At 71.1% G+C, this 22,440-nt stretch carries 26 protein-coding genes; 11 read left to right on the top strand and 15 right to left on the bottom strand.

Features of this window, described 5'->3' with window-relative positions; all coding sequences use genetic code 11:
- Positions 1-71: 71 nt before the first annotated feature.
- A complete protein-coding gene (locus tag ACZ7LS_RS08295; protein ID WP_003961784.1) occupies positions 72-254 on the top strand; it encodes a DUF6104 family protein in 183 nt (60 codons plus the stop codon).
- Between the two features lie 63 nt (positions 255-317).
- On the opposite strand, the gene ACZ7LS_RS08290 is transcribed toward ACZ7LS_RS08295, so the two are convergent.
- On the bottom strand, positions 318-1,124 hold the full coding sequence (locus ACZ7LS_RS08290; protein ID WP_382524871.1) for a hypothetical protein: 807 nt from the start codon (positions 1,122-1,124) through the stop codon (positions 318-320).
- Positions 1,125-1,299: 175 nt separating this feature from the next.
- Here ACZ7LS_RS08290 and ACZ7LS_RS08285 point away from each other — a divergent pair, with 175 nt between their 5' ends.
- Both ACZ7LS_RS08285 and ACZ7LS_RS08280 read left to right on the top strand, forming a co-directional pair.
- Positions 1,300-2,202 carry a DUF4097 family beta strand repeat-containing protein gene (locus tag ACZ7LS_RS08285; RefSeq protein ID WP_382675902.1) on the top strand — a complete coding sequence of 301 codons (903 nt, stop codon included), beginning with the start codon at positions 1,300-1,302 and terminating at the stop codon, positions 2,200-2,202.
- Between the two features lie 2 nt (positions 2,203-2,204).
- Complete coding sequence (locus ACZ7LS_RS08280) at positions 2,205-3,125, top strand: PadR family transcriptional regulator (protein ID WP_385135370.1); 921 nt, start codon at positions 2,205-2,207, stop codon at positions 3,123-3,125.
- A gap of 221 nt (positions 3,126-3,346) precedes the next feature.
- Here the strand turns inward: ACZ7LS_RS08280 and ACZ7LS_RS08275 are convergent, their stop codons facing one another.
- The 6 genes from ACZ7LS_RS08275 to ACZ7LS_RS08250 form a co-directional block, all read right to left on the bottom strand.
- Entirely contained in the window at positions 3,347-3,907 is a 561-nt protein-coding gene (locus ACZ7LS_RS08275; protein ID WP_382524877.1) for a Clp protease N-terminal domain-containing protein, read from the bottom strand.
- A complete protein-coding gene (locus tag ACZ7LS_RS08270; RefSeq protein ID WP_329063560.1) occupies positions 3,907-4,116 on the bottom strand; it encodes a helix-turn-helix domain-containing protein in 210 nt (69 codons plus the stop codon). The genes ACZ7LS_RS08275 and ACZ7LS_RS08270 overlap by 1 nt, the downstream gene beginning before the upstream one ends.
- A gap of 50 nt (positions 4,117-4,166) precedes the next feature.
- A complete protein-coding gene (locus tag ACZ7LS_RS08265; protein WP_382524879.1) occupies positions 4,167-5,120 on the bottom strand; it encodes a zinc-binding dehydrogenase in 954 nt (317 codons plus the stop codon).
- A gap of 73 nt (positions 5,121-5,193) precedes the next feature.
- Positions 5,194-6,753, bottom strand: a complete 1,560-nt coding sequence (locus tag ACZ7LS_RS08260; protein ID WP_385135367.1) for an alkaline phosphatase D family protein — start codon at positions 6,751-6,753, stop codon at positions 5,194-5,196.
- A complete protein-coding gene (locus ACZ7LS_RS08255) occupies positions 6,750-7,334 on the bottom strand; it encodes a phosphoesterase (protein ID WP_385135365.1) in 585 nt (194 codons plus the stop codon). Before ACZ7LS_RS08255 ends, ACZ7LS_RS08260 begins: the two co-directional genes overlap by 4 nt.
- A 416-nt stretch (positions 7,335-7,750) precedes the next feature.
- Positions 7,751-8,980, bottom strand: coding sequence for an NAD(P)-dependent malic enzyme (locus ACZ7LS_RS08250; protein ID WP_382524885.1), 1,230 nt, complete (start codon positions 8,978-8,980; stop codon positions 7,751-7,753).
- A 533-nt stretch (positions 8,981-9,513) separates the two neighbouring features.
- On the opposite strand from ACZ7LS_RS08250, the gene ACZ7LS_RS08245 reads away from it, so the two are divergent.
- Genes ACZ7LS_RS08245 through ACZ7LS_RS08235 form a run of 3 tightly spaced genes read left to right on the top strand, consistent with a single transcriptional unit; the run spans position 9,514 to position 12,229 of the window.
- Positions 9,514-10,476 carry an ABC transporter substrate-binding protein gene (locus ACZ7LS_RS08245; protein ID WP_385135363.1) on the top strand — a complete coding sequence of 321 codons (963 nt, stop codon included), beginning with the start codon at positions 9,514-9,516 and terminating at the stop codon, positions 10,474-10,476.
- Positions 10,477-10,520: 44 nt separating this feature from the next.
- Positions 10,521-11,471, top strand: coding sequence for an amino acid ABC transporter permease (locus ACZ7LS_RS08240; RefSeq protein ID WP_382524889.1), 951 nt, complete (start codon positions 10,521-10,523; stop codon positions 11,469-11,471).
- A 5-nt stretch (positions 11,472-11,476) separates the two neighbouring features.
- The gene (locus tag ACZ7LS_RS08235) at positions 11,477-12,229 is read left to right on the top strand and encodes an amino acid ABC transporter ATP-binding protein (protein ID WP_129770882.1); all 753 of its coding nucleotides are present in this window, start codon (positions 11,477-11,479) and stop codon (positions 12,227-12,229) included.
- Positions 12,230-12,328: 99 nt separating this feature from the next.
- Here ACZ7LS_RS08235 and ACZ7LS_RS08230 read toward each other — a convergent pair whose 3' ends face one another.
- A complete protein-coding gene (locus ACZ7LS_RS08230; RefSeq protein WP_385135361.1) occupies positions 12,329-13,144 on the bottom strand; it encodes a class I SAM-dependent methyltransferase in 816 nt (271 codons plus the stop codon).
- Between the two features lie 91 nt (positions 13,145-13,235).
- Here ACZ7LS_RS08230 and ACZ7LS_RS08225 point away from each other — a divergent pair, with 91 nt between their 5' ends.
- Positions 13,236-13,865 (top strand): CGNR zinc finger domain-containing protein, encoded by a 630-nt coding sequence (locus tag ACZ7LS_RS08225; protein WP_129770380.1) that lies wholly within the window; start codon positions 13,236-13,238, stop codon positions 13,863-13,865.
- Here ACZ7LS_RS08225 and sodX read toward each other — a convergent pair.
- Positions 13,769-14,185 carry a nickel-type superoxide dismutase maturation protease gene (sodX, locus tag ACZ7LS_RS08220; protein WP_382675918.1) on the bottom strand — a complete coding sequence of 139 codons (417 nt, stop codon included), beginning with the start codon at positions 14,183-14,185 and terminating at the stop codon, positions 13,769-13,771. The genes ACZ7LS_RS08225 and sodX overlap by 97 nt on opposite strands.
- A gap of 150 nt (positions 14,186-14,335) precedes the next feature.
- Between sodX and sodN the strand changes: the two genes are divergently transcribed.
- Positions 14,336-14,731, top strand: coding sequence for a superoxide dismutase, Ni (sodN, locus tag ACZ7LS_RS08215; protein ID WP_382524895.1), 396 nt, complete (start codon positions 14,336-14,338; stop codon positions 14,729-14,731).
- A 32-nt stretch (positions 14,732-14,763) separates the two neighbouring features.
- On the opposite strand, the gene ACZ7LS_RS08210 is transcribed toward sodN, so the two are convergent.
- Positions 14,764-15,759 carry a DMT family transporter gene (locus ACZ7LS_RS08210; protein ID WP_385135358.1) on the bottom strand — a complete coding sequence of 332 codons (996 nt, stop codon included), beginning with the start codon at positions 15,757-15,759 and terminating at the stop codon, positions 14,764-14,766.
- A 92-nt stretch (positions 15,760-15,851) separates the two neighbouring features.
- On the opposite strand from ACZ7LS_RS08210, the gene ACZ7LS_RS08205 reads away from it, so the two are divergent.
- Positions 15,852-16,496: a TetR/AcrR family transcriptional regulator gene (locus ACZ7LS_RS08205; RefSeq protein WP_385135357.1), complete on the top strand. Its 645-nt coding sequence runs from the start codon at positions 15,852-15,854 to the stop codon at positions 16,494-16,496.
- 22 nt (positions 16,497-16,518) lie between these two features.
- On the opposite strand, the gene ACZ7LS_RS08200 is transcribed toward ACZ7LS_RS08205, so the two are convergent.
- On the bottom strand, positions 16,519-17,499 hold the full coding sequence (locus ACZ7LS_RS08200) for a LysR family transcriptional regulator (protein WP_385135355.1): 981 nt from the start codon (positions 17,497-17,499) through the stop codon (positions 16,519-16,521).
- A 190-nt stretch (positions 17,500-17,689) separates the two neighbouring features.
- Between ACZ7LS_RS08200 and snpA the strand changes: the two genes are divergently transcribed.
- Together snpA and ACZ7LS_RS08190 are read left to right on the top strand one after the other, a co-directional pair.
- Positions 17,690-18,346 carry a snapalysin gene (snpA, locus tag ACZ7LS_RS08195; RefSeq protein ID WP_382524903.1) on the top strand — a complete coding sequence of 219 codons (657 nt, stop codon included), beginning with the start codon at positions 17,690-17,692 and terminating at the stop codon, positions 18,344-18,346.
- 116 nt (positions 18,347-18,462) lie between these two features.
- A complete protein-coding gene (locus ACZ7LS_RS08190; RefSeq protein ID WP_385135353.1) occupies positions 18,463-19,143 on the top strand; it encodes a hypothetical protein in 681 nt (226 codons plus the stop codon).
- Positions 19,144-19,224: 81 nt separating this feature from the next.
- Here ACZ7LS_RS08190 and ACZ7LS_RS08185 read toward each other — a convergent pair whose 3' ends face one another.
- From ACZ7LS_RS08185 to ACZ7LS_RS08170, 4 genes are all read right to left on the bottom strand, one after another.
- Positions 19,225-19,668: a DUF6304 family protein gene (locus tag ACZ7LS_RS08185; protein ID WP_382524907.1), complete on the bottom strand. Its 444-nt coding sequence runs from the start codon at positions 19,666-19,668 to the stop codon at positions 19,225-19,227.
- A 43-nt stretch (positions 19,669-19,711) separates the two neighbouring features.
- Positions 19,712-20,296, bottom strand: a complete 585-nt coding sequence (locus tag ACZ7LS_RS08180) for a dihydrofolate reductase family protein (RefSeq protein WP_385135352.1) — start codon at positions 20,294-20,296, stop codon at positions 19,712-19,714.
- Positions 20,297-20,417: 121 nt separating this feature from the next.
- Positions 20,418-21,074 (bottom strand): GNAT family N-acetyltransferase, encoded by a 657-nt coding sequence (locus ACZ7LS_RS08175; RefSeq protein ID WP_382524910.1) that lies wholly within the window; start codon positions 21,072-21,074, stop codon positions 20,418-20,420.
- Positions 21,075-21,215: 141 nt separating this feature from the next.
- Positions 21,216-22,256 carry a family 2 encapsulin nanocompartment cargo protein polyprenyl transferase gene (locus ACZ7LS_RS08170; RefSeq protein WP_382524912.1) on the bottom strand — a complete coding sequence of 347 codons (1,041 nt, stop codon included), beginning with the start codon at positions 22,254-22,256 and terminating at the stop codon, positions 21,216-21,218.
- Between the last annotated feature and the right edge of the window lie 184 nt (positions 22,257-22,440).

Genomic DNA, 22,440 nt, shown 5'->3' with positions numbered 1-22,440 from the left:
CGGTTCTCCGCGGCGGCGGGATCCTCGTTCCCGGTCCTCGCACCCCGCTCACCAGGCATTAGGCTGATTCCATGTACTTCACCGACCGTGGGATCGAGGAACTGGAGAAACGGCGCGGCGAGGAGGAGGTCACTTTCGAGTGGCTGGCCGAACAGCTGCGTACGTTCGTCGACCTCAATCCCGATTTCGAGGTCCCGGTCGAACGTCTCGCGACCTGGCTGGCGCGACTGGACGACGAGGACGAGGACGAATAGCCGCTCATCCCATCGGCCGCCCAATCGGCCGTCGGCCGGCCGTCCCGCCGGCCGTCCCGCCGCTCATTCCTGGGCGCGGAACCGGTCGTACGCGAGTCCCAGCACGCCGTGCGTGACGAGCAGCGTGCCCGCGAAGGCCCACCCGGCGCTCCGGCGGCGGGCCGCCCAGAGGACCAGCGGTACGCCCGTCGCGAGTTGGGCGGCGGCGAGCAGCCGGGCCTTGGGGCCGCGCAGCCAGGGGCCCAGCGGCCCGTCCTCGACCACGTCCAGCTCGGCCCGTACGGTGTCGCGCCAGCCCGCCCATTCGAGGTGCTCGGCGTCCGGCTGGATCCGCGCGACCTCACGCAGCCGGTCGGCCGGTTCGCCGGGGGTGAGACCCGCCGGAAGCATGAGGCCGGTACGGGTGAGGAACGCGGCCAGCGCGCGCAGCCTGGCCCGGGAGTCGGCCTCCGGGTCCTGACGGGTCAGCGGCTCCAGCGCCTGGAGATCCAGGACGGGATCGAGGCCGAGGCGGGCCGCGAACGTACGCATCGCCTCGTCCTCCCCCGCGGGTGTGCCGTCCGCGAGCCAGACGTACCCGACGGTGCGCCGGAAGCCGGCCGCGAGGGTGTAGCCGGCCCGGGTCGTGTCCCACCACAGGGCGAGAACCGGCCAGTTGGAGCCGACGGCGAGCGCGGTGGCCCAGCTCACGACCACCCGGTCGACCGGTTCGCCGCCGTGCAGCCAGGGCTTGCCCTCGGGCACCAGCACCGTCCAGCCCTCGCCCGCGGGAGCGAGCAGCAGCCGTTCGCGGAGCAGATGGGCGGCGGGCCGTACCACCGCCGGCTCGGCCCGGCAGAGCAGGAGAGCCCCCACGGAAGTCGCGTTCATAGCCTTACGCTAGGCCACTTTGCCCGGATATGGGCGCCGTGACCTCCGGGCGGCCGCCGTCGCGCCCCACGGGTTCGGCCACCCGGCCTTGACTTCCGATAACCGCGATATATCGTGTCCGGCAAGAGACGCGATATGTTGCGTTAAGCCGCCGGGGCCCCAGGAGGTCAGCACCATGGCAGAGTCGACGTGGGAAGTCGCCGAGCCGAGAAAGCTCACCTTCGACGACCCGGTGACCTCGCTCAACGTGCGGGTGGTCAACGGGACCGTGAACGTCGTCGGCACGGACGAGGCCGTACTGAACGGACAGGGCGGCGCCCATCTGGAGATCTCCCGGATCGAGGGCCCGCCGCTGATCGTGACCAGAAGCGGTTCCACGCTCACGGTCGCCTACGAGGACCTGCCCTGGAAGGGCTTCCTCAACTGGCTGGACCGCAAGGGCAGGCACCGCAGCGCGGTCGTCTCCGTCGCGGTCCCCGCCGGGACCGAGGTCGAGGTCGGGGTGGTCGGCGCCGGGGCCGTGGTCTCGGGCGTACGGGGGCGCACGGACGTCCGGGGCGTCAGCGGCGACACCACGCTCGTGGGGCTGTCCGGCGAGGTACGCGCCGACACGGTCTCCGGCAATGTGGAGGCCCAGGCGGTCACCGGCAGCCTCCGCTTCCAGTCCGTCTCGGGCGATCTGACGGTCGTCGAGGGCGCGGGATCGTCCGTACGGGCCGACTCGGTCAGCGGCGACATGGTCGTCGACCTCGACCCGGCGGGCGTGCCCACCGACATCAAGCTCACCACGGTCTCGGGCGAGATCGCGATCCGGCTGCCGCACCCCGCGGACGCGCGGGTCGAGGTGAACACGACGAGCGGCGCCGTCTCCAACGCGTTCGACGATCTGCGGGTCAGCGGCCAGTGGGGCGCACACAAGATCACCGGCACGCTGGGGGCGGGCACGGGCACGCTCAAGGCGACCACACTGTCCGGCTCGGTCGCGCTGCTGAGAAGGCCACCGGTGGAGGACGGCCCGTACGACTCCCCCGCACCCTCCCGGGCCGGCTCCACGCCGTCCGACACGAAGGAGTTCTGACCATGCCTCCGGTCTTCGCCCACGGCCGACTCCGCCTCTACCTGCTCAAGCTCCTCGACGAGGCGCCGCGCCACGGCTACGAGGTGATCCGCCTCCTGGAGGAGCGCTTCCAGGGCCTGTACGCACCGTCCGCCGGCACGGTCTACCCCCGGCTGGCCAAGCTGGAGGCCGAGGGCCTCGTCACGCACGCCACCGAGGGCGGCCGCAAGGTCTACTCGATCACGGACGCCGGCCGCGCCGAACTGGCGGGCCGCGGAGGCGAGCTGGCCGACCTGGAGCTGGAGATCCGCGAGTCCGTGGCCGAGCTGGCCTCGGAGATCCGGGACGACGTACGGGGCGCGGCGGGCCGGCTGCGCAGCGAGATGCGCGCGGCGGCCTCCGAGACCCGCAAGGGCGGCACGCGGACGGACTGGGAGTCGGCCTTCGGGGACAACGACTCCTGGCGCGCGGCCAAGGAGGAGCTCAAGCGCGCGAAGCAGGAGTGGAAGGAGCAGGCCCGCCGCGCGAAGGACGAGTCCCGCCGGGCCCGCGAGGACGCGCAGCAGACCCGCGAGACGGTGGAGCGCATCGCGAAGCAGGTGCAGGACCAGGTCCAGGACCACTTCGGACGGGGCGACTGGCCGAATGCCGTACGCGAGGGCATGTCGGAACTGGCCGACCAGCTGAGCGGCCTGGCCGGCACGGCATGGTCCACCCGCGAACCGCCGCCCGCCCAGCAGGCGGAGCCCGACCCGGGCTGGGCGAAGGACACCCCGCGGACGGGGGACCCGGCACGCGACCTGGACCGGCTGCTGGACCGCTTCCGCGACGACATCCGCGACGCGGCGCGGGACAACGGGGTGACGGAGGCGCAACTGACGGAGGCGAGAAAGCACTTGTCGGCGGCGGCGACGCGGATCGACGGAGTGTTGCGCGGCAGCTGACGCGGGGCTTTCCGCCGGGCCGGGGTGCGTTTCGGCCGGGGCCGGAAGCCGGGTGCGGGTCGTCGCCGGGGTGCGTTTCGGCCGGGGCCGGAAGCCGGATGCGGGCCGTCGCCGGCGTGCGTTTCGGCCGGGGCCGGAAGCCGGATGCGGGCCGTCGCCGGGGTGCGCTCCATGGCGGTGCGCACCCCGGCGGAAGGCGTCCTCCGCCCATGGGCCCCGGCTCAGCTCGCCTGTGACAGGCCGCCGAACATCGCGCGTTCCACCGCCGCGTACGTCGCCCCGTGGTCCGCCAGGACCTCCGCCACCACCCCCGGCCGCGCCGTCAGCGCGAGCAGGAGGTGTGCGTCGCCGATGTGGCGGTCGCCGCGGCCCACCGCGATCCGGAGCGACTTCTCCAGCGTGGCCTTCGCCGCCGGGGTGAACCCCCGGTGCCCGGGCCACCATCGCCTCGGCTTCCTGGCGACCCGCAGCGCGCCCTCGCCGTGGGCCTCCTCGACCTTCGAGACGATCTCGCCCAGGTCGATCCCGAGCCCGGCCAGCGCGTCGGCGTCCGCCTGCGTCAGCCCGCCCCGCCTGCGCGCGCGGGCGAACGCGTCCTCCAGGGAGTCACGCCGGTCGGTGATCCCGAGCGCGGTCAGCGCGAAGGAGGCGCGGGTGCCCCGCTGGTCGAGCAGCGCCAGCAGGAGGTGTTCATCGGTGACCGTGTCCGCTCCCGAGCGCTCGGAGTGCCCGACGGCCCCGGTGACCACACCGCGGGCGCCCTCGGTGAACCGTTCGAACATCACTGCCTCCCGTGCTTCTTGTGCGCGGCCTGCCGGCTGACGCCCAGCTCGTCCGCGATCTCCTGCCACGACCAGCCCTGGTCGCGGGCGCCGCGTACCTGTACGGCTTCGAGTTGCTCCAGCAGCCGCCGCAGCGCGGCGACCGCCCTCAGCCCGACCCGGGGGTCGCGGTCACCCGCCCGCTCGGCGAGATCCGTCGCTTCGGTCATGACGTCAACGTACGTTGACATGGAGGCGTTGTCAACGCACATTGACACACTCAGGGGGTCAGTACGACCTTGCCGAACAGATCACCCGCCGCCATCCGCTCGAAGCCCTCCCGGGCCCGCTCCAGCGGCAGCACCTCGTCGATCACCGGCCGTACGCCCTTCACCGCGCAGAAGGCGAGCAGGTCCTCCAGCTCGTCCCTGGACCCCATGGTCGAGCCGACGACCCTCAGCTCCAGGAAGAAGATCCGGGTCAGCTCGGCGTGCGCCGGACGGTCGCCGCTCGTGGCGCCCGAGATCACCAGCGTGCCACCGCGCCGCAGGCACTTGATGGAGTGCGACCACGTCGCGGCGCCGACCGTCTCGATGACGGCGTCCACCCGGTGCGGCAGCCGTGCGCCCGGCTCGTACGCCTCCAGCGCGCCCAGTTCGACCGCGCGCGCCCGCTTGGCCTCGTCGCGGCTGGTCGCGTACACCCGCAGCCCCGCCGCGCTGCCGAGGACGATGGCCGCCGTGGCGACCCCGCCGCCCGCGCCCTGGACGAGGACCGAATCCCCGGGCCGCACCCCGGCGTTGGTGAACAGCATCCGGTACGCGGTCAGCCAGGCGGTCGGCAGACAGGCGGCCTGTGCGAAGGTCAGCTCGGGCGGCTTGGGCAGTACGTTCCCGGCGGGCACGGTGACCTGCTCGGCGAACGTGCCCTGGTAGTGCTCGGTGAGGATCGAGCGGGGCTCGGCGCCGTGGTCACCTCCGCCGATCACCGAATGCACGACGACCTCGTTGCCGTCCGGGTCGAGACCGGCGGCGTCACAGCCGAGGATCATCGGCAGCTTGCCCTCGGGCAGGCCGACCCCGCGCAGCGACCACAGATCGTGGTGGTTGAGCGAGGCGGCCTTCACCGTGACGGTGGTCCAGCCGGGGCGTGCCTCGGGCGCGGGGCGTTCGCCCAGCTCAAGGCCGTTGAGGGGGTGGTCGCGGTCAATACGGGCTGCGTAGGCGGCGAACATGACCTTGACGATAGAGCGGGCGCGGGACGCGGAGGAACCGTACGCGCGTGTGACACGCGTCCCGCGCCCCGGTTCAGTCCCTGCGGTACTGCGCGGGCGAGTTCCGCGTCGCCGGGTCCTCGTACGCGCCCGCCGTTCCCCGGTCCACATGGAAGGTGGTCAGCGTGGACACGGGCGAGGCCGGATCCCGGCGGTCCTCGATCACCCGCATATGGGTGGTGAAGCGCTCCGGTGTCACCTCGTACACGTCGTAGCCGTAGCGGTTGCCCTCGAAGTACTGGAGGTGCGGATTGGCCCGGCCCATGAGCGGGCCGTTGGCCGCGTTCCACTCCGGGTCGTACGCGCTGGACGTCACCGAGTGCGCCGTGAACTCCGTACCGATGACGGGCGATTCCGTGTCGTCGTAGTCCGGCCTGATGTCGTCGACGAACGCCGAGTGCCAGTCCCCCGTGAGGACGACGAGGTCCTCCAGGCCGCTCGTACGGACATGGTCGAGCACCTCCTTGCGCTCGGCGAGGAAGCCGTCCCACTGGTCGGTGAACATGTACGGACTGCCGGGCGAGCCGCGCAGCTGGCTGAGCATGATCGAGTTGGCCCAGATGTGCCAGGAGTCGGGGGCGCTGTCGACGGTCCGCTTGAGCCAGGCCTTCTGGTCGGCGCCGAGGATCGTGCCGTCCGGGAGGTTCTGCGCGGAGCGGTACTGCCGCAGGTCCAGCACGGCCAGCTCCAGCAGATCGCCCCAGCGGCGCACCCGGTGGATGTCCGGGTCGGGCAGGGCGGAGTCACCGGCGTCGCGGTGCGGCAGATGCTCGTACCACGCCTGGTAGGCGGCGGCCCGGCGCTGGAGGAACGGCGCGCCGCCGCCCGTACCGCTGTAGTCGTTGGCGACCTCGTGGTCGTCCCAGGTCAGGAACCAGGGATGGGCGGCGTGCGCCTCGCGCAGCGAGGGATCTCCCTTGTAGAGCGCGTGGCGCTTGCGGTAGTCGGCGAGCGTGTAGATCATCGGGCCGTTGTTGTCGCGGACGGCGTCGCCGCCCTCGGGCCCGTACTCGTAGATGTAGTCGCCGAGATGGATGACGAAGTCCAGCCGCTCACGGGCGATCCCGCGCAGCGCCGCGTAGTAACCCTGCGGGTAGTTCTGGCAGTTGGCCGTGGCGAAGCGGACACTCCCCACGCGTCCCGCAGGCGCGGTCCTGGTCCTGCCGAGCCTGCTGGTACGGCCCAGCGCGGTGAACGCGTACCAGTACTCACGGCCCGGACGCAGGCCGTGGACCGGTACGTGCACGCTGTGCCCGAGCGTCGCGGACGCGGGGGCCGTGCCCCGGGCGACGACCCGGCGCAGCGCCCGGTCCTCGGCCACGACCCAGCGCACCTCGACGACCTCCGGCAGCGGCTGTTCCCCGGGCTCGGCGAACGGCTCGGGCGCGAGGCGCGTCCACAGCACCACGCTCGTGGGCCGCGGATCGCCCGAGGCGACGCCGAGCGTGAACGGCGCGGCGTCGTACGTCGAGCCGAGGGCCCCGGCGGCCTCGCGGGCCCGCGCGGGCGAGAGCCCGGCGCTCAGCGGCCAGACCACGTTGAGCGCTCCGGCGGCTCCGGCCGCCTTGAGCAGATCGCGTCGGTTCAGTTTCATGCCCGTCCCCCCGAGGCCGTCAGAGTCAGCGATATCGCGTCGGCGTAACCGTCGTTGGAGACCCCGGAGCCTGTGCGGGTGAAGACGAGCAGCATCCGCGCGGACCGTGCGCCGGGCGGCACGGCGGCCTCGGCGCTCCGCTCGACCAGCGCGGTCCGGCCACCGCGTTCGGCCGCCGTGACCGGGCCGAGCACGGACAGGGCGACGGGGGTGCCCCTGCCGTCGCGGAACTCGACCGACAGCCGGGCGCCGTCCTCCTGCGTGGCGTATCCGCCGAGCCATGCGGACACGGCGTACCGCACGCGCCCGGCGTCCACGGCGGCGCGGCCGGCCGGCCCGGCGACGGGCAGCGGGACGTCCTGGACGAGCGCGGTGCGCGGGCTGTTGCCACCGGAGAAGAACCGGCTGCCACGGTGCGCGGGGGCGGGGCCAGGGTCGGCGGGAGTGGGATAGCCGTTCCCGACGTCGTACCCGACGAGCGCGGGCGCGCCTTCCCGTACGACCCATCCGTGAACGGCGGACACGGGCTCGGCGCTCCCTCCGGGCCCACGCTCGGCGTCACCGTTGACGAGCAGGTTCACAAGCGCCTCCTGTGTCGGTTGTCGTCACAGGGCATCACAACAGGCGGTCATGAACCAGGGGCTGATGGGGGATGAAGGATGACGCCGCCTCCCCCGCCCGCCCCGCGCGCGGCCGGGTCGCTTGTGGGGGAGGTGAGGGGGCGCGCAGGGGTCGTGGCCGGGACGTGGAGCGTGATGTGTGGCGCGCGGACGCCCGGACCATCGCCAGGGCGGCTACGCGCCGTACGGGGTCCGGGGGTTACCCGGAAAAGCACAGCACGCGGTCCCGGACGCGAGCCCCGGAGCGCCCCTCGCCAGCAACCCGCACCCGGACCACCGGCCCCGGCCGAAGACGACCGCGCCCCGGACCACAGCCCGCTGACGAGAACCGGCCCCGGCCGAGACGCACCCCGGACCACGACCCCCCGGCCGGACGGCTACCGGCGCGCCACGCCCTCCGCTCGCGCCGCCGCCGCCACCGCCGCCGTCACCGCCGGTGCCACCCGCTCGTCGAACGGCGACGGAATCACGTAGTCCGCCGCCAGCTCCTCGCCGACCACGTCGGCCAGCGCGTTCGCCGCCGCGATCTTCATGCCCTCCGTGATCCGGGACGCCCGGACCTGGAGCGCGCCCGCGAAGATCCCCGGGAAGGCGAGCACGTTGTTGATCTGGTTCGGGTAGTCGGAGCGCCCGGTGGCCACGACGGACGCGTACTGGTGCGCGATGTCCGGGTGGACCTCCGGGTTCGGGTTGGCCATCGCGAAGACGAACGCGCCCGGCGCCATCGACGCGACCGCCGGCTCCGGGACCGTACCGCCGGAGACGCCGATGAAGACGTCCGCGCCGGAGAGCGCGGACTCCAGCGAGCCGGAGAGCCCGGCGCGGTTGGTGATCTCGGCCAGTTCGCGCTTGACGTCGGTGAGGTCGTCGCGGTCACGGCTGACGACGCCCCTGCGGTCGGCGACCGCGACGTCGCCGATGCCCGCCTCCAGCAGGAACTTGGCGATGGCGACCCCGGCCGCCCCCGCGCCCGAGATGACGGCGCGCAACTCGCCCAGCTCACGCTTCGTCAGTTTCGCCGCGTTGCGCAGGGCGGCGAGCGTCACGACGGCCGTGCCGTGCTGGTCGTCGTGGAAGACGGGGATGTCCAGCCGTTCCTGGAGCCTGCGCTCGATCTCGAAGCAGCGCGGCGCCGAGATGTCTTCGAGGTTGACGCCGCCGAAGGACGGCGCGAGCCGCACGACGGTGTCGATGATCTCGTCCGTGTCGGTGGTCGCGAGCGCCAGCGGCACCGCGTCGACCCCGCCGAACTGCTTGAACAGGATCGCCTTGCCCTCCATCACGGGGAGCGAGGCCTCCGGCCCGATGTCGCCGAGTCCGAGCACGGCCGTACCGTCCGTCACGACGGCGACGACCTGCGACTTCCAGGTGTAGTCGTGCACCAGCTCGGGCCGCTCGGCGATCGCGCTGCACACCTTCGCGACCCCGGGGGTGTACGCGAGGGACAGGTCGTCCTTGTCACGCACCGGCACGGTGGCCCGGATGGCCATCTTGCCGCCGCGGTGCAGCGCGAAGGCCGGATCGAAGGGCTCGTCCGGAGCACTCCCCGTACCGCCCTGGTTGTCGGTGGCGCTGTCGCTGCGAGGATTGACGATCTCCGCTGCCATGTGGATGACCCCTTAAGTCTTCATCAGTTGAGGGTTGCCGCTCCTGGTTGAGGAGGGGTGGGTGGGCACCGCGTGCGCGATCCGTGCCGACGGTTGGTCCGCTCGGCCCGAAAAGGTGATAAGTACGCGCGGGCGCGCCGCACACGCGCCCTGAGCCCCGGATGAGGGGTGTAATCATCCTTCTTACCGGACAGACCGCATCGTCCACGAGTCCGTATCTCCCCGGCATCTCCCCGGTGAGATGACTCATAGCAGAATATTCGGACACTTCCGATAAGCGGCATGAATCGCGCCCCAGAAAGGAGACGGACCGGAGATTATCCGGCCGGAAGAAGGTATTCCAGCAGATGGTCCGGTCTTGATATACCGCCACGCCGGGGGCAGGGGGTCTCCCGTTACCCGATTTTGACATGCCCGGTCCCCTGAATGGGCCAGTCCGAATGGCAAGATGCCCTAATCACACTCGGTCGCGACACTCGAAGACGCGTGCTCGGCCATTTGGCAGCTCCCTCATCCGCCGGAGGATCCTGATCATGACCGCAAGCACCACTCGCCGGACGACCGCCGCGAAGTCCAGGATCGCCGCGGTCGGCGCGCTCGCGGTCGCGGGCACCCTGCTGCTGACCGCTTGCGGCGACCAAACCGAAAGCGCCAAGAAGGACAGCGGTTCGTCCGCCGGGGCCAAGGCCCCGCTCTTCGACCAGCTGCCGAAGGCGATCCAGGACAAGGGCGTCGTCAAGGTCGGCTCGGACATCGCGTACCCGCCGGTGGAATTCAAGGACAAGTCCGGCAAGACCGTCGGCATCGACCCGGATCTCGCCGACGCGCTCGGCAAGCAGCTCGGCGTGAAGTTCGAGTTCGAGAACGGCACCTTCGACACCCTGCTGACCGGTCTGCGGTCCAAGCGGTACGACATCGCCATGTCGGCCATGACGGACACGAAGGACCGGCAGAACGGTGTGGACGGCGACACCGGCAAGAAGGTCGGCGAGGGCGTCGACTTCGTCGACTACTTCACCGCCGGTGTCTCGATCTACACCAAGAAGGGCGACGACAAGGGGATCACCACCTGGTCCGACCTCTGCGGCAAGAAGATGGTCGTCCAGCGCGGCACCGTCTCGCACGATCTGGCCAAGGCCGAGAGCGAGAAGTGCGCACAGGCCGGCAAGGGCAAGATCACGCTGGAGGCCTTCGACAACGACCTGGAGGCGCAGACCCGGCTGCGCGGCGGCGGCGCGGACGCCGGTTCCAGTGACTTCCCGGTCGCGGCGTACGCGGTGAAGACCTCGGGCGGCGGCAATGACTTCCAGCTGGTCGGTGAGCAGGTCGAGGCGGCTCCGTACGGTATCGCCGTCGCCAAGAACAACCCGCTGACGAAGGCGCTCCAGTCCGCGCTGGACGCCATCATCAAGAACGGCGAGTACGACAAGGTCATCGCCAAGTGGGGCGTCGAGGACGGCGCGGTCAAGGAAGCCAAGCTCAACGGCGGTTCCTGATTCCGCGCCCGCTCCGAAGGCTCTGAAAGGCAGAGGCAACATCCGTGACGGTTGACATCGACAAGTCGGACGACCCCAAGGAAGACCCACGGGACGTGTCGTCCACCGCACCGGAATCCATCAAGGCGATTCCGGTGCGGCACTACGGGCGGTACGTGTCCGCGGTCGTCGCGATCGGCGTGCTGGTCGCGCTCGTGTACGCGTTCGCCCAGGCGGATGTGAACTGGGGCGCCATCCCCGACTACTTCTTCGACGGCCAGATCCTGACCGGCGTCAAGAACACCGTGATCATCACGGTGCTCGCGATGCTCCTCGGAGTGGTGCTCGGCATCGTCCTGGCGGTGATGCGGCTCTCCAAGAACCCGGTGACGTCCGCCATCGCCTGGTTCTACATCTGGTTCTTCCGCGGCACGCCGGTCTACGTACAGCTGCTGGTCTGGTTCAACCTGGGCATCGTCTTCGAGTACATCAACCTCGGGCCCGTCTACAAGGACGAGTGGTCCTCGTTCATGACCCCGTTCCTGTGCGCGCTGCTGGGCCTCGGGCTCAACGAGGCGGCGTACATGGCGGAGATCTGCCGGGCCGGCCTCCAGGCGGTCGACGAGGGCCAGACCGAGGCGGCGCACGCGCTGGGCATGAGCCACGCCAAGACGCTGCGCCGGGTCGTCGTGCCCCAGGCGATGCGCGTGATCGTGCCGCCCACGGGCAACGAGGTCATCAACATGCTGAAGACCTCGTCGCTCGCGGTGGCGGTGCAGTACACCGAGCTGCTGCGCTCGACCCAGAACGTGGCGCAGACCTCGGGCGCCACGGTGGAGATGCTGTTCCTGGCGGCGGCCTGGTACATGATCCTGACGTCGGTGCTCAGCATCGGCCAGTACTACCTGGAGCGGCACTACGCGCGCGGGTCGAGCCGCAGCCTGCCGATGACCCCGTTCCAGCGCGTCCGCGTCAACCTGCTGTCCCTCGGCCGGCCCAAGGGAGGCATGGCATGACCCAGATGGTGAAGGCCGAGGGCGTACACAAGTCCTTCGGCGCCGCCCATATCCTCAAGGGCATCGATCTGGAGGTCGCCCCGCGCGAGGTCTTCTGTCTGATCGGCCCCTCCGGCTCCGGCAAGTCGACCTTCCTGCGGTGCATCAACCACCTGGAGAAGATCAACGCGGGCCGGCTGTCGGTCGACGGCGAGCTGGTCGGCTACCGCCAGAAGGGCGACAAGCTGTACGAGCTGAAGGACAGCGAGGTCGCCAGGAAGCGCCGGGACATCGGCATGGTCTTCCAGCGCTTCAATCTCTTTCCGCACATGACGGCGGTCGAGAACATCATGGAGGCGCCGGTCCAGGTGCGCGGCGAGGCGAAGGCCGTGGCCCGCGCCCGCGCCGAACGGCTGCTGGACCGGGTCGGGCTCTCCGACAAGGCCGGCAGCTATCCGTCGCAGCTCTCCGGCGGCCAGCAGCAGCGGGTGGCGATCGCCCGCGCGCTGGCGATGGAGCCCAAGCTGATGCTCTTCGACGAGCCCACGTCGGCGCTCGACCCCGAGCTGGTCGGCGATGTGCTCGATGTGATGCGCGATCTGGCGCAGGACGGCATGACGATGATCGTGGTCACCCATGAGATGGGCTTCGCGCGGGAGGTCGGTGACGCGCTGGTCTTCATGGACGACGGTGTGGTCGTCGAATCGGGCCATCCGCGCGAGGTGCTGACGAACCCTCAGCACGACCGGACGAAGTCGTTCCTGTCGAAGGTGCTGTAGAAGGCGGTGCGGCATGTGTGGGGGGCGGCACGGACCCGTCCGTACCGCCCCTCATGCGTAGGCCGGCCCCGGCCCGGCCCCGCTTGGTCGGTCCGCCTCCTACTTGAGCGCGAGGAGGAGGGAGTCGGACGGTGAGGACCAGACCGCCCGTACCTCGTCGAAGCCCGCGTCACGCAACTTCCTCGCGTGCCAGTCCACGGATGGAGTATCGCCTTCCGCGTGTTCGCCGTAGATCCTGAAGCGCTCGGCGGTCGGTTCCGCGAGGACCGGGTCCCGGCCGGCCAGCTCCCACCAGTCCGCCCAGTCGAGGGCGCCCGCGGCCTTGGCACGGTCCATTCCGGCATGCCGGTGGGCGCGCTCGATCGCGTTGATCCTGGGGGTGGAACCGTCCGTCATATGGTCGGCGTTCATCAGCACGCCGCCGTCCCTGACCAGGCCCGCGAGCTGCCCGTACAGCACCGCGAGCGGCTCGGCGCGCAGCCAGTGGAGGGCGGTCGCGGTGAGTACGGCGTCGTACGGGGCGCCCGGCAGGAGCGCCGTCCAGCCCGGGTCCTTCAGATCGGCGGTCACGAAGCTCACGCGCTCGTCCCCGGCGAAGTAGCCGCGGGCGATGGCGAGGAGCGCGGGATCGAGGTCGACGCCGGTGCTGGTCGCGCCGGGGAACCGGCGGAGCAGCCTGTCCGTGATACTTCCCGTGCCGCAGGCGAGATCGAGCACTCTCGGTTCGGGGCCCACCGCGGCCTCGACCATGTCCAGCATGACCCGGAAGCGCTCCTCGCGGTCGGGCATGTACCACTCCTGCTGGCGGTCCCAGCTCTCCTGCCAGCCGCGCCAGTCGGTCCCCGAAGCCGTGGCTGCCGCGGCCGTGGCTCCCGTACTCGCGGTTTCCGTACTCGTGGTTCCCGTCTCCGTCATGGAAACCCTCCCCTGTAATACCCTAGAAGCACAACCAGCCATTACACCGTTCTTCCCTCCAGACCCTAGACCGCTTCCGTAAGGACTACAAGTGGAACTGGCCTCTTACTCGGACTCCGCCGTACGACTGGTCAACACCGAGGAACCGGCCCGCGGTACGGACACCCTGACCTCGGTCGAGGCCGTCCGCGCCCTCTTCGGCCCCAGCTCCCAGGCGGCCCGCCGCGCCACCGACGCGGACGTCACCCGCTTCCGGTCGGTACGGGCCCGGCTGCGCGCGGTCTTCACCGCCGCCGACGCGGGCGAGGCCACCCAGGCGGTGGACCTGCTCAACTCCCTGCTGCTCGAATTCCCGGTCAGCCCGCAGATCTCCGGCCATGACTTCCTCGACGACGAGGGGCATCCGCGCTGGCACATGCACCTCGCGGACCACCCCTCCAACGCGACAGCCGGGTTCGCGGCGACGGCTGCGATGGGGCTCGCGTTCCATCTGACGGAATACGGCGTCGACCGGCTCGGCCTGTGCCAGGCGGCGCCCTGCCGCAACGCCTATCTGGACACGTCCACCAACCGCTCGCGCCGCTACTGCTCGGACCGCTGCGCGACCCGCGCCAACGTCGCCGCCTACCGGGCCCGCAAACGCCTGGAGACCGAGCGCTCGGCCGGCACCGGCCGCAGCGCCGACACCAGCCAGGACACCACCGCGCGCGCCGACCGCTGATCCCCCAGCGGCCGGTACCGCGCCCGGACCCGCCCCAGCAGCAGCTCCTCGGGCACCGCGCCGAACACCCGGCTGTCCCCCTCGGCCCCCGGATTGTCCCCGAGCACCCACCACCCGCCGTCGCGCCGCTCCACCAGCCGCTTCACGATGAGCAAGTCCTGTTGCAGCGGATGTTTGAGCACCGCCACATCGCCCGGCTTGAGGGGAGCGCGATAGTGCACGAGGAGCTGATCGCCGTGCTTGAGCGTCGGATACATGGACGGACCCATCACTTCGGCGATCCCCAACGACACCCTCGACTCCCGCCCGTGCTCCGCCATTCGGCACCTCCCGGTCCCACGGTACGTTCCGCCACCGGTCCCATGGTGACCCCGGACTTTTGTCCTAAGCCCCAGGGGGCACCCGCGAAAACAGGCTTCTCACGGAGTAATGTCCCACCTGAGAAGACGATCACGAGGAAGGACAGCTCCATGCTTTCCCGCCTGTTTGCCCCCAAGGTGAAGGTCAGCGCCCACTGCGACCTCCCCTGCGGCGTGTACGACCCGGCCCAGGCCCGCATCGAGGCCGAGTCGGTCAAGGCCGTCCAGGAGAAGATGCAGGGCAACGACGACGCCCACTTCCAGGCGCGCGCGACGGTCATCAAGGAGCAGCGCGCCGAGCTCGCGAAGCACCACGTCTCGGTGCTCTGGAGCGACTACTTCAAGCCCCCGCACTTCGAGAAGTACCCGGAGCTGCACCAGCTGGTCAACGACACCCTCAAGGCGCTGTCGACCGCGAAGGGCTCGAAGGACCCGGCCACGGGCCAGAAGGCCCTGGACCACATCGCCCAGATCGACAAGATCTTCTGGGAGACGAAGAAGGCCTGATCGCCGATCATGCCGCTTGACCTGCGGTTACCTCACACGCAGCGCTTTCCGGCCGCACCCGGCCCGCAGGACTCCATACCGGAGCCCCTGCCGGACCGGGTGCGGTCGCTTTTTCGGCCGCCGTGCGGCCGTCGCGGGGGCCGGAGGGGGTGTCTTCCGGCCGCTCCGCGCCGTACGACCGTCACCGCGGCCAGGCCGGCCGCGAGACCGGCGGCTGTCTGTATGCCGAAGGGTTCGTCGAACATCGCCGCGCCCCACACCGCCGTGACCGGTGCCATCAGGAACATGAGCGTGTTGACCTCGGTCACCCCGGAGCGCCGCAGGACCAGCCAGTACAGGCCGTAGCCGCCGAAGGTCGCGAGGATCACCAGCCATGCGATCGCGGTCCAGAAGGACGCCTCGGCGGGCGGGGCCGCCGCTCCGGTGGCCGTCGCGAGCACGGTGAAGACGACGGCGCTGGTGGCGCAGTGGATCGTCATGGCGACCGAGGGGGCGGTACGGGTCGGTGAGCGGCCCTCCAGAAAGGTCGCCGCGACCAGCGAGAACATCCCGAGGAACGGCACCGCGTACGCCCAGGGCTCCACGGTCCCCGTGGCCGCGGCCGTCGCGTCGGCCACGGTGACGAGGGCGACGCCCGCCACTCCGAGGCCGAGACCGAGCCACTGCCGTCGCGAGACGTACTGGCCCAGCAACGGGCCGGCCAGGGCGCCGGCGACCAGGGGCTGGGTGCCGTCGATCAGCGCCGTCGTACCGCTGGAGACGCCGAGCTGGATCGCGTAGTACACGGTGAGGAGATAGCCGCTCTGCGACAACGCGCCGATCGCCGCCTGCCGCAGCACGGCGCGCGCGGTCAGTCCGCGCCAGGCGTGACGGGTGAGGGTGACCGCGACCAGTCCCAGGACGGCGGCGAGCGGCAGGAACCGCCACATCAGGATCGTCACCGCGTCGGCGCTGCCCGCCCCGAGCTTCGCCCCGATGAAGCCGGAGCTCCAGCAGAGCACGAACGCGGCCGAGAGGAGGAGGTTCATCCCGGGGCACCGTCCGGCGGGAGGAGGCGCGAGCTGGGTATACAGATCGGTTTACTCATGGGCTCACTATACAGATCGGTATACTCGGCCTCATGAGCCCTACGCCGGAACCCCGCCGGATCACGATGACCCCCGGCGCCCGGCGCGCCCTGGAGGCCGCCTCGCGGTTGTTCTACGAGCGCGGGATCCACGCGGTCGGGGTCGACCTGATCGCCGCCGAGGCGGGGGTGACGAAGAAGACGCTCTACGACCGGTTCGGCTCCAAGGACCAGCTGATCGTGGAGTACCTCGCCGCCCGCGACGAACGCTGGCGCGCCTTCCTCGCCGAACGCCTCGCTGCGGTTTCGCCGGGCGCGGACGACGTGCGGCCTCCCGGCGTCGCGCGTGTGCTCGCGGTGTTCGACGCCTCACGGGCATGGATGGAGGCGAACAGCCCCCGGGGCTGCGGCATGGTCAACGCCCACGCCGAGATCGACGACCGGACCCACCCCGCGTACACCGTCATCGCCGGTCAGAAGACCTGGATGCTGGAGCTGTTCACCCGCCTCGCCCGCGAAGCCGAATCCGGGGCCGGGGACGGGGCCGGGGACGGGGACGGTAACGAGGACGGGAAAGCCGTGCGCCTCGGCCGTACGCTCATGCTGCTCCACGAAGGCGCCCTCGTCGCCCACGGCCTGCGCGTCTTCCCCGACGCGCTCGGCGCGGCCCGGGAACAGGCGCGCGCCCTGCTCACCTGACGCGCGCGGTGCTCCGGCTCCCTCAGGCCGCCGGCGCGTGCAGCAGTGGGCTCTTGTGCGCGGTCAGCCATCTGCGGTAGTCGACCGCGCGCAGCGCCGCCTCCCGGTACGACGCCTCCAGATCCGCGAAGACCTCGTCGCGGCCACCGGCCCCCTCCGCGCCCGGCCCTTCCGCGCCCGACCGCGAGAACAACAGCAGCCGCACCGCCAGCGGATCGTCCCGCAGCGGCCGGATCGCCATGTCGTCGCGCGGACCCGAGGTGGGCTGGCAGGGCGCGACCGCCTCGCCGACCGCGATGAGTGAGGCCGCCGTGAGGTAATCCCCGTGCAGCACCGACGGGTTGAGTCCGGCCGCGCCCAATACCCGGCGCAGCCCGTCCCATTCGCCGTCCACCGTCGGGTCGACCATCCAGCGGTCCTCGGCGAGATCCGCCAGTTCCACCACCGGGCTGCCCGCCGCCGGATGGTCCCTGGCCATGGAGATGAACTGCGGTTCCCGTTCGACCAGTACGCGCCGCTGCAGCCCTTCGGGGACGAGCAGCGGACAGCCCTCCACCTCATGGACGAACGCGACGTCGAGCTGGCCCGCGGCGAGCATCCGCAGCAACGCGTTGGCGGAGACGTCCATATGGAGCGAGATGTCCGTACCGGGCAGCCGGTTCCTGAGCCGGCGCAGCCATCCCACCAGCGCGCGGCTCGCGGTGGAGCCGATCCGCAGCCTCGGTCCGTCGGCCAGACCGGCGGCCACCCTCGCCTCGGCGACCAGCGAGGCCATTCCGGAGACGAGCGGGCGGGCCCTGCTCAGTACCGAGCGGCCCAGCGGAGTGGGCCGGCAGCCGGTACGTTCCCGGGAGAACAGCTCCGCGCCCAACGCGTTCTCGATACGCCGCAATTGCGTGGTCAGGGATGGCTGGCTCATCCCCAGCTGTCGCGCCGCCTTGTGCAGACTGCCGGCATCGGCAATGGCGCACAGGGCACGCAGATGTCTCACCTCCAGCTCCATGCCCAGAGAGTAGAGCGGCCTCCCGCACCACACCAGATGTCCAAATGCCTGTAATTGGACGCGCATTCGAAGATATACGGCCCGGGTGATGCGCTCGTGTTATCGGACTTTGACATCATCCGCACACGGGCGGACTCCCCGAGACTCTGCGGTACCCAATCCGTTCTACGGACCAGTAGGAGCCCCCCACATGAGACACCCCAAGACCGCCATCTCCGCGATCGCCGGTATCGGTCTGGCCTTCGCGACGCTCGGTGTCGCGCCCACCGCCACCGCCGCTCCGGCCCCCGCCGCCGACGCCGCCACCTCCTCGTACGCCGCTTACGAGGGCTCGAAGGCGGAGGCCGCGGGCAACAAGGCCTTCTTCGAGGCCGTCCTGAAGTCGGTCGCCGAGAAGCGGGCCGCGAACCCCGGCGCCCAGGCCGTCACCGTGGTCTACAACGCGTCGAACGCGCCCACCTTCGCCGGCCAGATAGCCAGCTCCACCTCGATCTGGAACAGCGCCGTCTCCAATGTGAAGCTCCAGGCGGGCAGCAACGCGGACTTCACGTACTACGAGGGCAATGACTCGCGCGGCTCGTACGCGAGCACCGACGGTCACGGCTCCGGCTACATCTTCCTGGACTACCGGCAGAACCAGCAGTACAACTCCACCCGCGTCACCGCGCACGAGACCGGGCACGTCCTCGGCCTCCCCGACCACTACTCCGGCCCGTGCAGCGAGCTGATGTCCGGCGGCGGTCCGGGCACGTCCTGCCAGAACGCCCAGCCGAACGCGGCCGAGCGCTCCCGCGTCAACGCCCTCTGGGCGAACGGCCTCGCCGCAGCGCTGGCCAAGGTCTCCTGACCTCCCCCACGAAAGACCGCGCGACCGCACACCTGACCTCCCTCGCGTAACAGGGGCGCCCCGGAGCAATCGCCCAGGGGCGCCCCTTCCCGTGTCCCCCTTGGTAACGTCTCTCGGTGGACTTCAGTACGGAGACCGGCGCGTCGCCTCACCGCGAGCCCCACCGCGAGCCTCAGCGCGATCTCGGACCGATCATCAGCGGCGATTTCGAGACACTCCTGACCGTACGGGCCGACCGCCCGGACCGGGTCGCGTGTCTCCACGACTGGGCCGCCGCCCATGGCCTCGCGGTCAGCCTCGTCGTCCTGGACCGCGGCCGTACGCCGTCCCGGCCGACGCTCACCCTGCCCGGCAGGGGCACACTCGACGAGCAGCACCGGGCCGCCGAGCGGTGCGCGGAGCGCCTCGCGGAGGCCGGGTTCCCCGTCGTACGGACGAAGCTGGTGGCAGCGCCCTGGAACGAGGGCGTGCCGCAGACCGACGCCGAGGCCGCCGCGCTGCCCCCGCACTGCCACTTCGAGCACCACGTCACGCTGCGGCTGCCGATCCCGTACGACACCCAACGCCTGGCCGCGGTCGCGGAACGGCACAGCGCGCATGTCTCGCGCGCCGCGCGCCGGGTGCTGTCCCACGGGGTCCAGGAGCGCTCCGTGACACAGCGCGCCCGCGGGGTCGGCAGACCGGCGGCGCGCGCCCGGCTGGACGCGCTGCTCGACGGCCTGATGGTGGCCGGATTTCGGCCGGCCGACATCGCGGAGGAGTTCGTCCTCCACGACGACGCCCCCGTCCCGGACTAGGGGTCCCGGACCAGGGGCCTGTCTTCAGACGGCCGCGTGGGTCATGTCGGCCGCGGCGGCCACGTAAGCCACGTCAGCTCGTCAGGACGCTCCCACCAGCGGCCGGCCGCCCAGTTCCGTACCGCTCGGCAGCTGGCGCCGGATCCTGCCGAGCGCCTCCTCGAAGCCGCCCCCGGCGATCCCCGACGCGTAGGCCGCCCCGCCGCAGTGCAGCGTCAGGCTCAACTCGGCCCGGCCGACGGGGCCTTCGGCCGCTCGCTCACCGAGCGTCAGCAGACAGCTGAGCGTGGCCTGCTGGACCGTGCCCGCCGAGCTGACGGGCAGCGGTATGTCCCATTCCATGACGCAGGACGACAGCAGCCCGCCCGCCCCCACCGCTTCCAGGACGGCGAAATCCGCCCCTTCGTACTCAACTCCCCTGATATGAGTACGTACTTGCTGTCCACCCGCGCTCAGGGTGATCGCTTCCGCGCCCAGGCGGTCCCGGTACCAACCCGCCCATGAATCCGTCGACTCCGCTGTCATGGCGCGGACTGTAGCGGTACCGGATCTTCCGTCGCAGCACGGGTCACGGCTTCCGGTCATACTTGCGCACGAGCACACCGTTCCCGAACGTCCTCACCGACTCCAGGGTGTACTCGTCGAGGGCGAAATCCGTCGCGAACATCGGCATCCCCGAGCCGAGGACCAGCGGATACGTCTTGATGACCAGCTCGTCGATCTCACCGGTCAACTGCCCGGCGAGATCGGCGCCGCCGCAGAGATAGATCCCGAACTCGCCATCCTCCGCCTTCAGTTCCCGGACCTTCGCGACGACGTCCCCGGAGACGATCTCGACCGCCGGGTCCGGGCTCTCCTTGATACCGCGCGACACCACGTACTGGCGCAGATGCGCGTACGGGCTGGTGACCCCGATCCCCAGGGCGACGCCGTAACTGGCCCGGCCCTGGATGACGGTGTCGAAGTGCCGGTTCTCCAGATCGTCGATCCCCAGGTGCCGGCGGCCCGGGGTGGACAGGGTCTCCGGGTACTCCGCCTTCAGGAACGCGAGGAACTCCTCGTCCACGAAGCGTTCGAAGGCCGTCGCGTCGCCCGAGGGGTCACCGATGAAGCCGTCGATCGATACCGCGATGTAGTACGTGAGCTTGCGCAAGCCGGGTCCTCCGAGCACTCGACGACAGGAAAGGGCCGGCGTCCCGGAGGATCGCCTGACCACTGCACCCATAGTGATCCGGATGCAGTGGTTCAGCAAACTGATTATCCGGCCGCCCCGCTCAAGCGGTGCGCGGTTCCCGCCACATGGGCCACATGTGCGGCCCGTCCGGCAGATCGACCGTGGTGCCCGTGAAGGTGAACCCGAGCCGCTCGTAGAGCCGTCGGCTCCGCTCGCTGCTCGCCTCCAGATAGGCCGGAAGACCCTCGCGGTCGCAGCGCTCCAGCACGGGTTCGATCAGCGCGCGGCCCAGCCCCCGGCCCTGGTGGGCCGGGGACACCGCGATCATCAGCAGATACGCGTGCGCGCGGTCGTGCGGATGGACCGCGCCCGTCAGCCTGCCGACCAGTTCCGTACGCTCGTTGTCCGGGTCGGCGGTCGCCCGCATCCGGGCCGGCGTGTCGTCCTCCTCCTCCGGGAGCCCCGCCGGCACCGAGAGCCACAGCGCCATGCCCGTCCCGTCCTCCAGGATGTCCACCCACCCCTCGGCGAGCGCGACATCGGCGAACACGCCGAGGAAGAGACCGTGCACCCGCCGGCGGTGGTCCTTCTCCGGGAAGACCCAGCAGCTCACCGGGTCGTCGTCGAAGGCCTCTTCGAGCAGCCGTACCAACGTCGCCCGGTCGCTCTCCCCCGCCCGTCTCGTCCCGGCCCGTCTCGCCCCCGCCGGACCTGTCTCCGCCCGTCCTGTCCCCGCCCGTCCTGTCCCCGCACCCATTTCCCGGCCCTCCTCGGCACGACCGTCACGACCGTCACGACCGTCACGACTGCCGCGTCGTCACGTCGTCACCTCGTCACGTCGTCACTCAATACGACGAGGTGATCCTAGGGTTGGGCGGATCCGGGCCCTGCGCCCGCCTCAGCGGGTACGGCGCGTCACGAACTCCGCCAGGGCGAGGAGATCGTCCGCCGCCGAGAGGTCGGGCACCGCCCGGGACAGTTCGTGCACGGCCCGGGACATCCGCTCGGCGGCCTGGAACTGGGCCCAGTCGCGCCCGCCCGCCCGTTCGACGGCGGCGGCCGCGCGCGCCACGGCTCCAGCGTCCATCGGCCCCCGGTACAACTCGGCCAGTTCCCCGGCCGCCGGGGTGCCCGAGGCCAGGGCCGCGACCACCGGCAGGGACTTCTTGTGGGCGGCCAGATCGGCTCCGGCCGGTTTGCCCGTACGGTCGGGGTCGCCCCAGATCCCGATCAGGTCGTCGATCAGCTGGAAGGCGAGCCCCGCCTCCCTGCCGAAGGCGTCCAGCGCGGCGACCTGCTCCTCCCCCGCCCCCGCGTACAGCGCGCCGAGCGCACAGGACGTGCCCAGCAGGGCACCGGTCTTGGCGGTCGCCATGGCCACGCACTCGTCGAGCGAGACCTCGTGCGGATCGCGCTGCTCGAAGGCGCAGTCCGCCTGCTGGCCCGCGCACAGTTCGATGACGCAGGACGCGAGCCTCGCCGAGGCGGCGGCCGACGCCGGGTGCGGGTCCTCGGCGAGCAGCCGCAGCGCGAGGGCCATCATGGCGTCGCCCGCGATGATGGCGTCGGCGGTGCCGAAGACCGTCCAGGCGGTGGCGCGATGCCGCCGGGTCGGGTCCTCGTCGATCACGTCGTCGTGGAGCAGCGTGAAGTTGTGGGCCAGCTCGACGGCGACGGCGGCCCGTACGGCGTGGTGCGGATCCCCGCCGAGCGACCGCGCCGCGGCGAGGACGAGCGCGGGTCTGATCGCCTTGCCCTCCCGGCCCGAGGCCGGGGTGCCGTCGGCGTGCTCCCAGCCGAAGTGGTACATCGCGATCCGGCGCAGGGAGGCGGGCAACGACTCGACGGTGGAGCGGAGTTCGGGATGGACAGCGGTGCGGGTGCGCTCCAGGAGTGCCCTGGCCTCGTGGCCCTCGGTGGCGGCATCCGTGCTGGTCATGGTCACGGTCACTTCCTCTGCGGCATGCGGTGGGAACCTGGGCCGGAACACCGCGCGCCGGTGTCGCGCGCCGGCGCCCGAATGCCCCGAGTGCGCCGGGGGGGGGGGGGGGGGGGGGGGGGGGGGGGGGGGGGGGGGGGGGGGGTGGGGGGGGGGGGGGGGGTGGGGGTGGGGGGTGGGGGGG

The organism is Streptomyces sp. NPDC039430 (assembly GCF_055639435.1).
The sequence above is the reverse complement of the archived record's forward strand: the minus strand, read 5'-3'. Positions and strand labels throughout refer to the sequence as shown.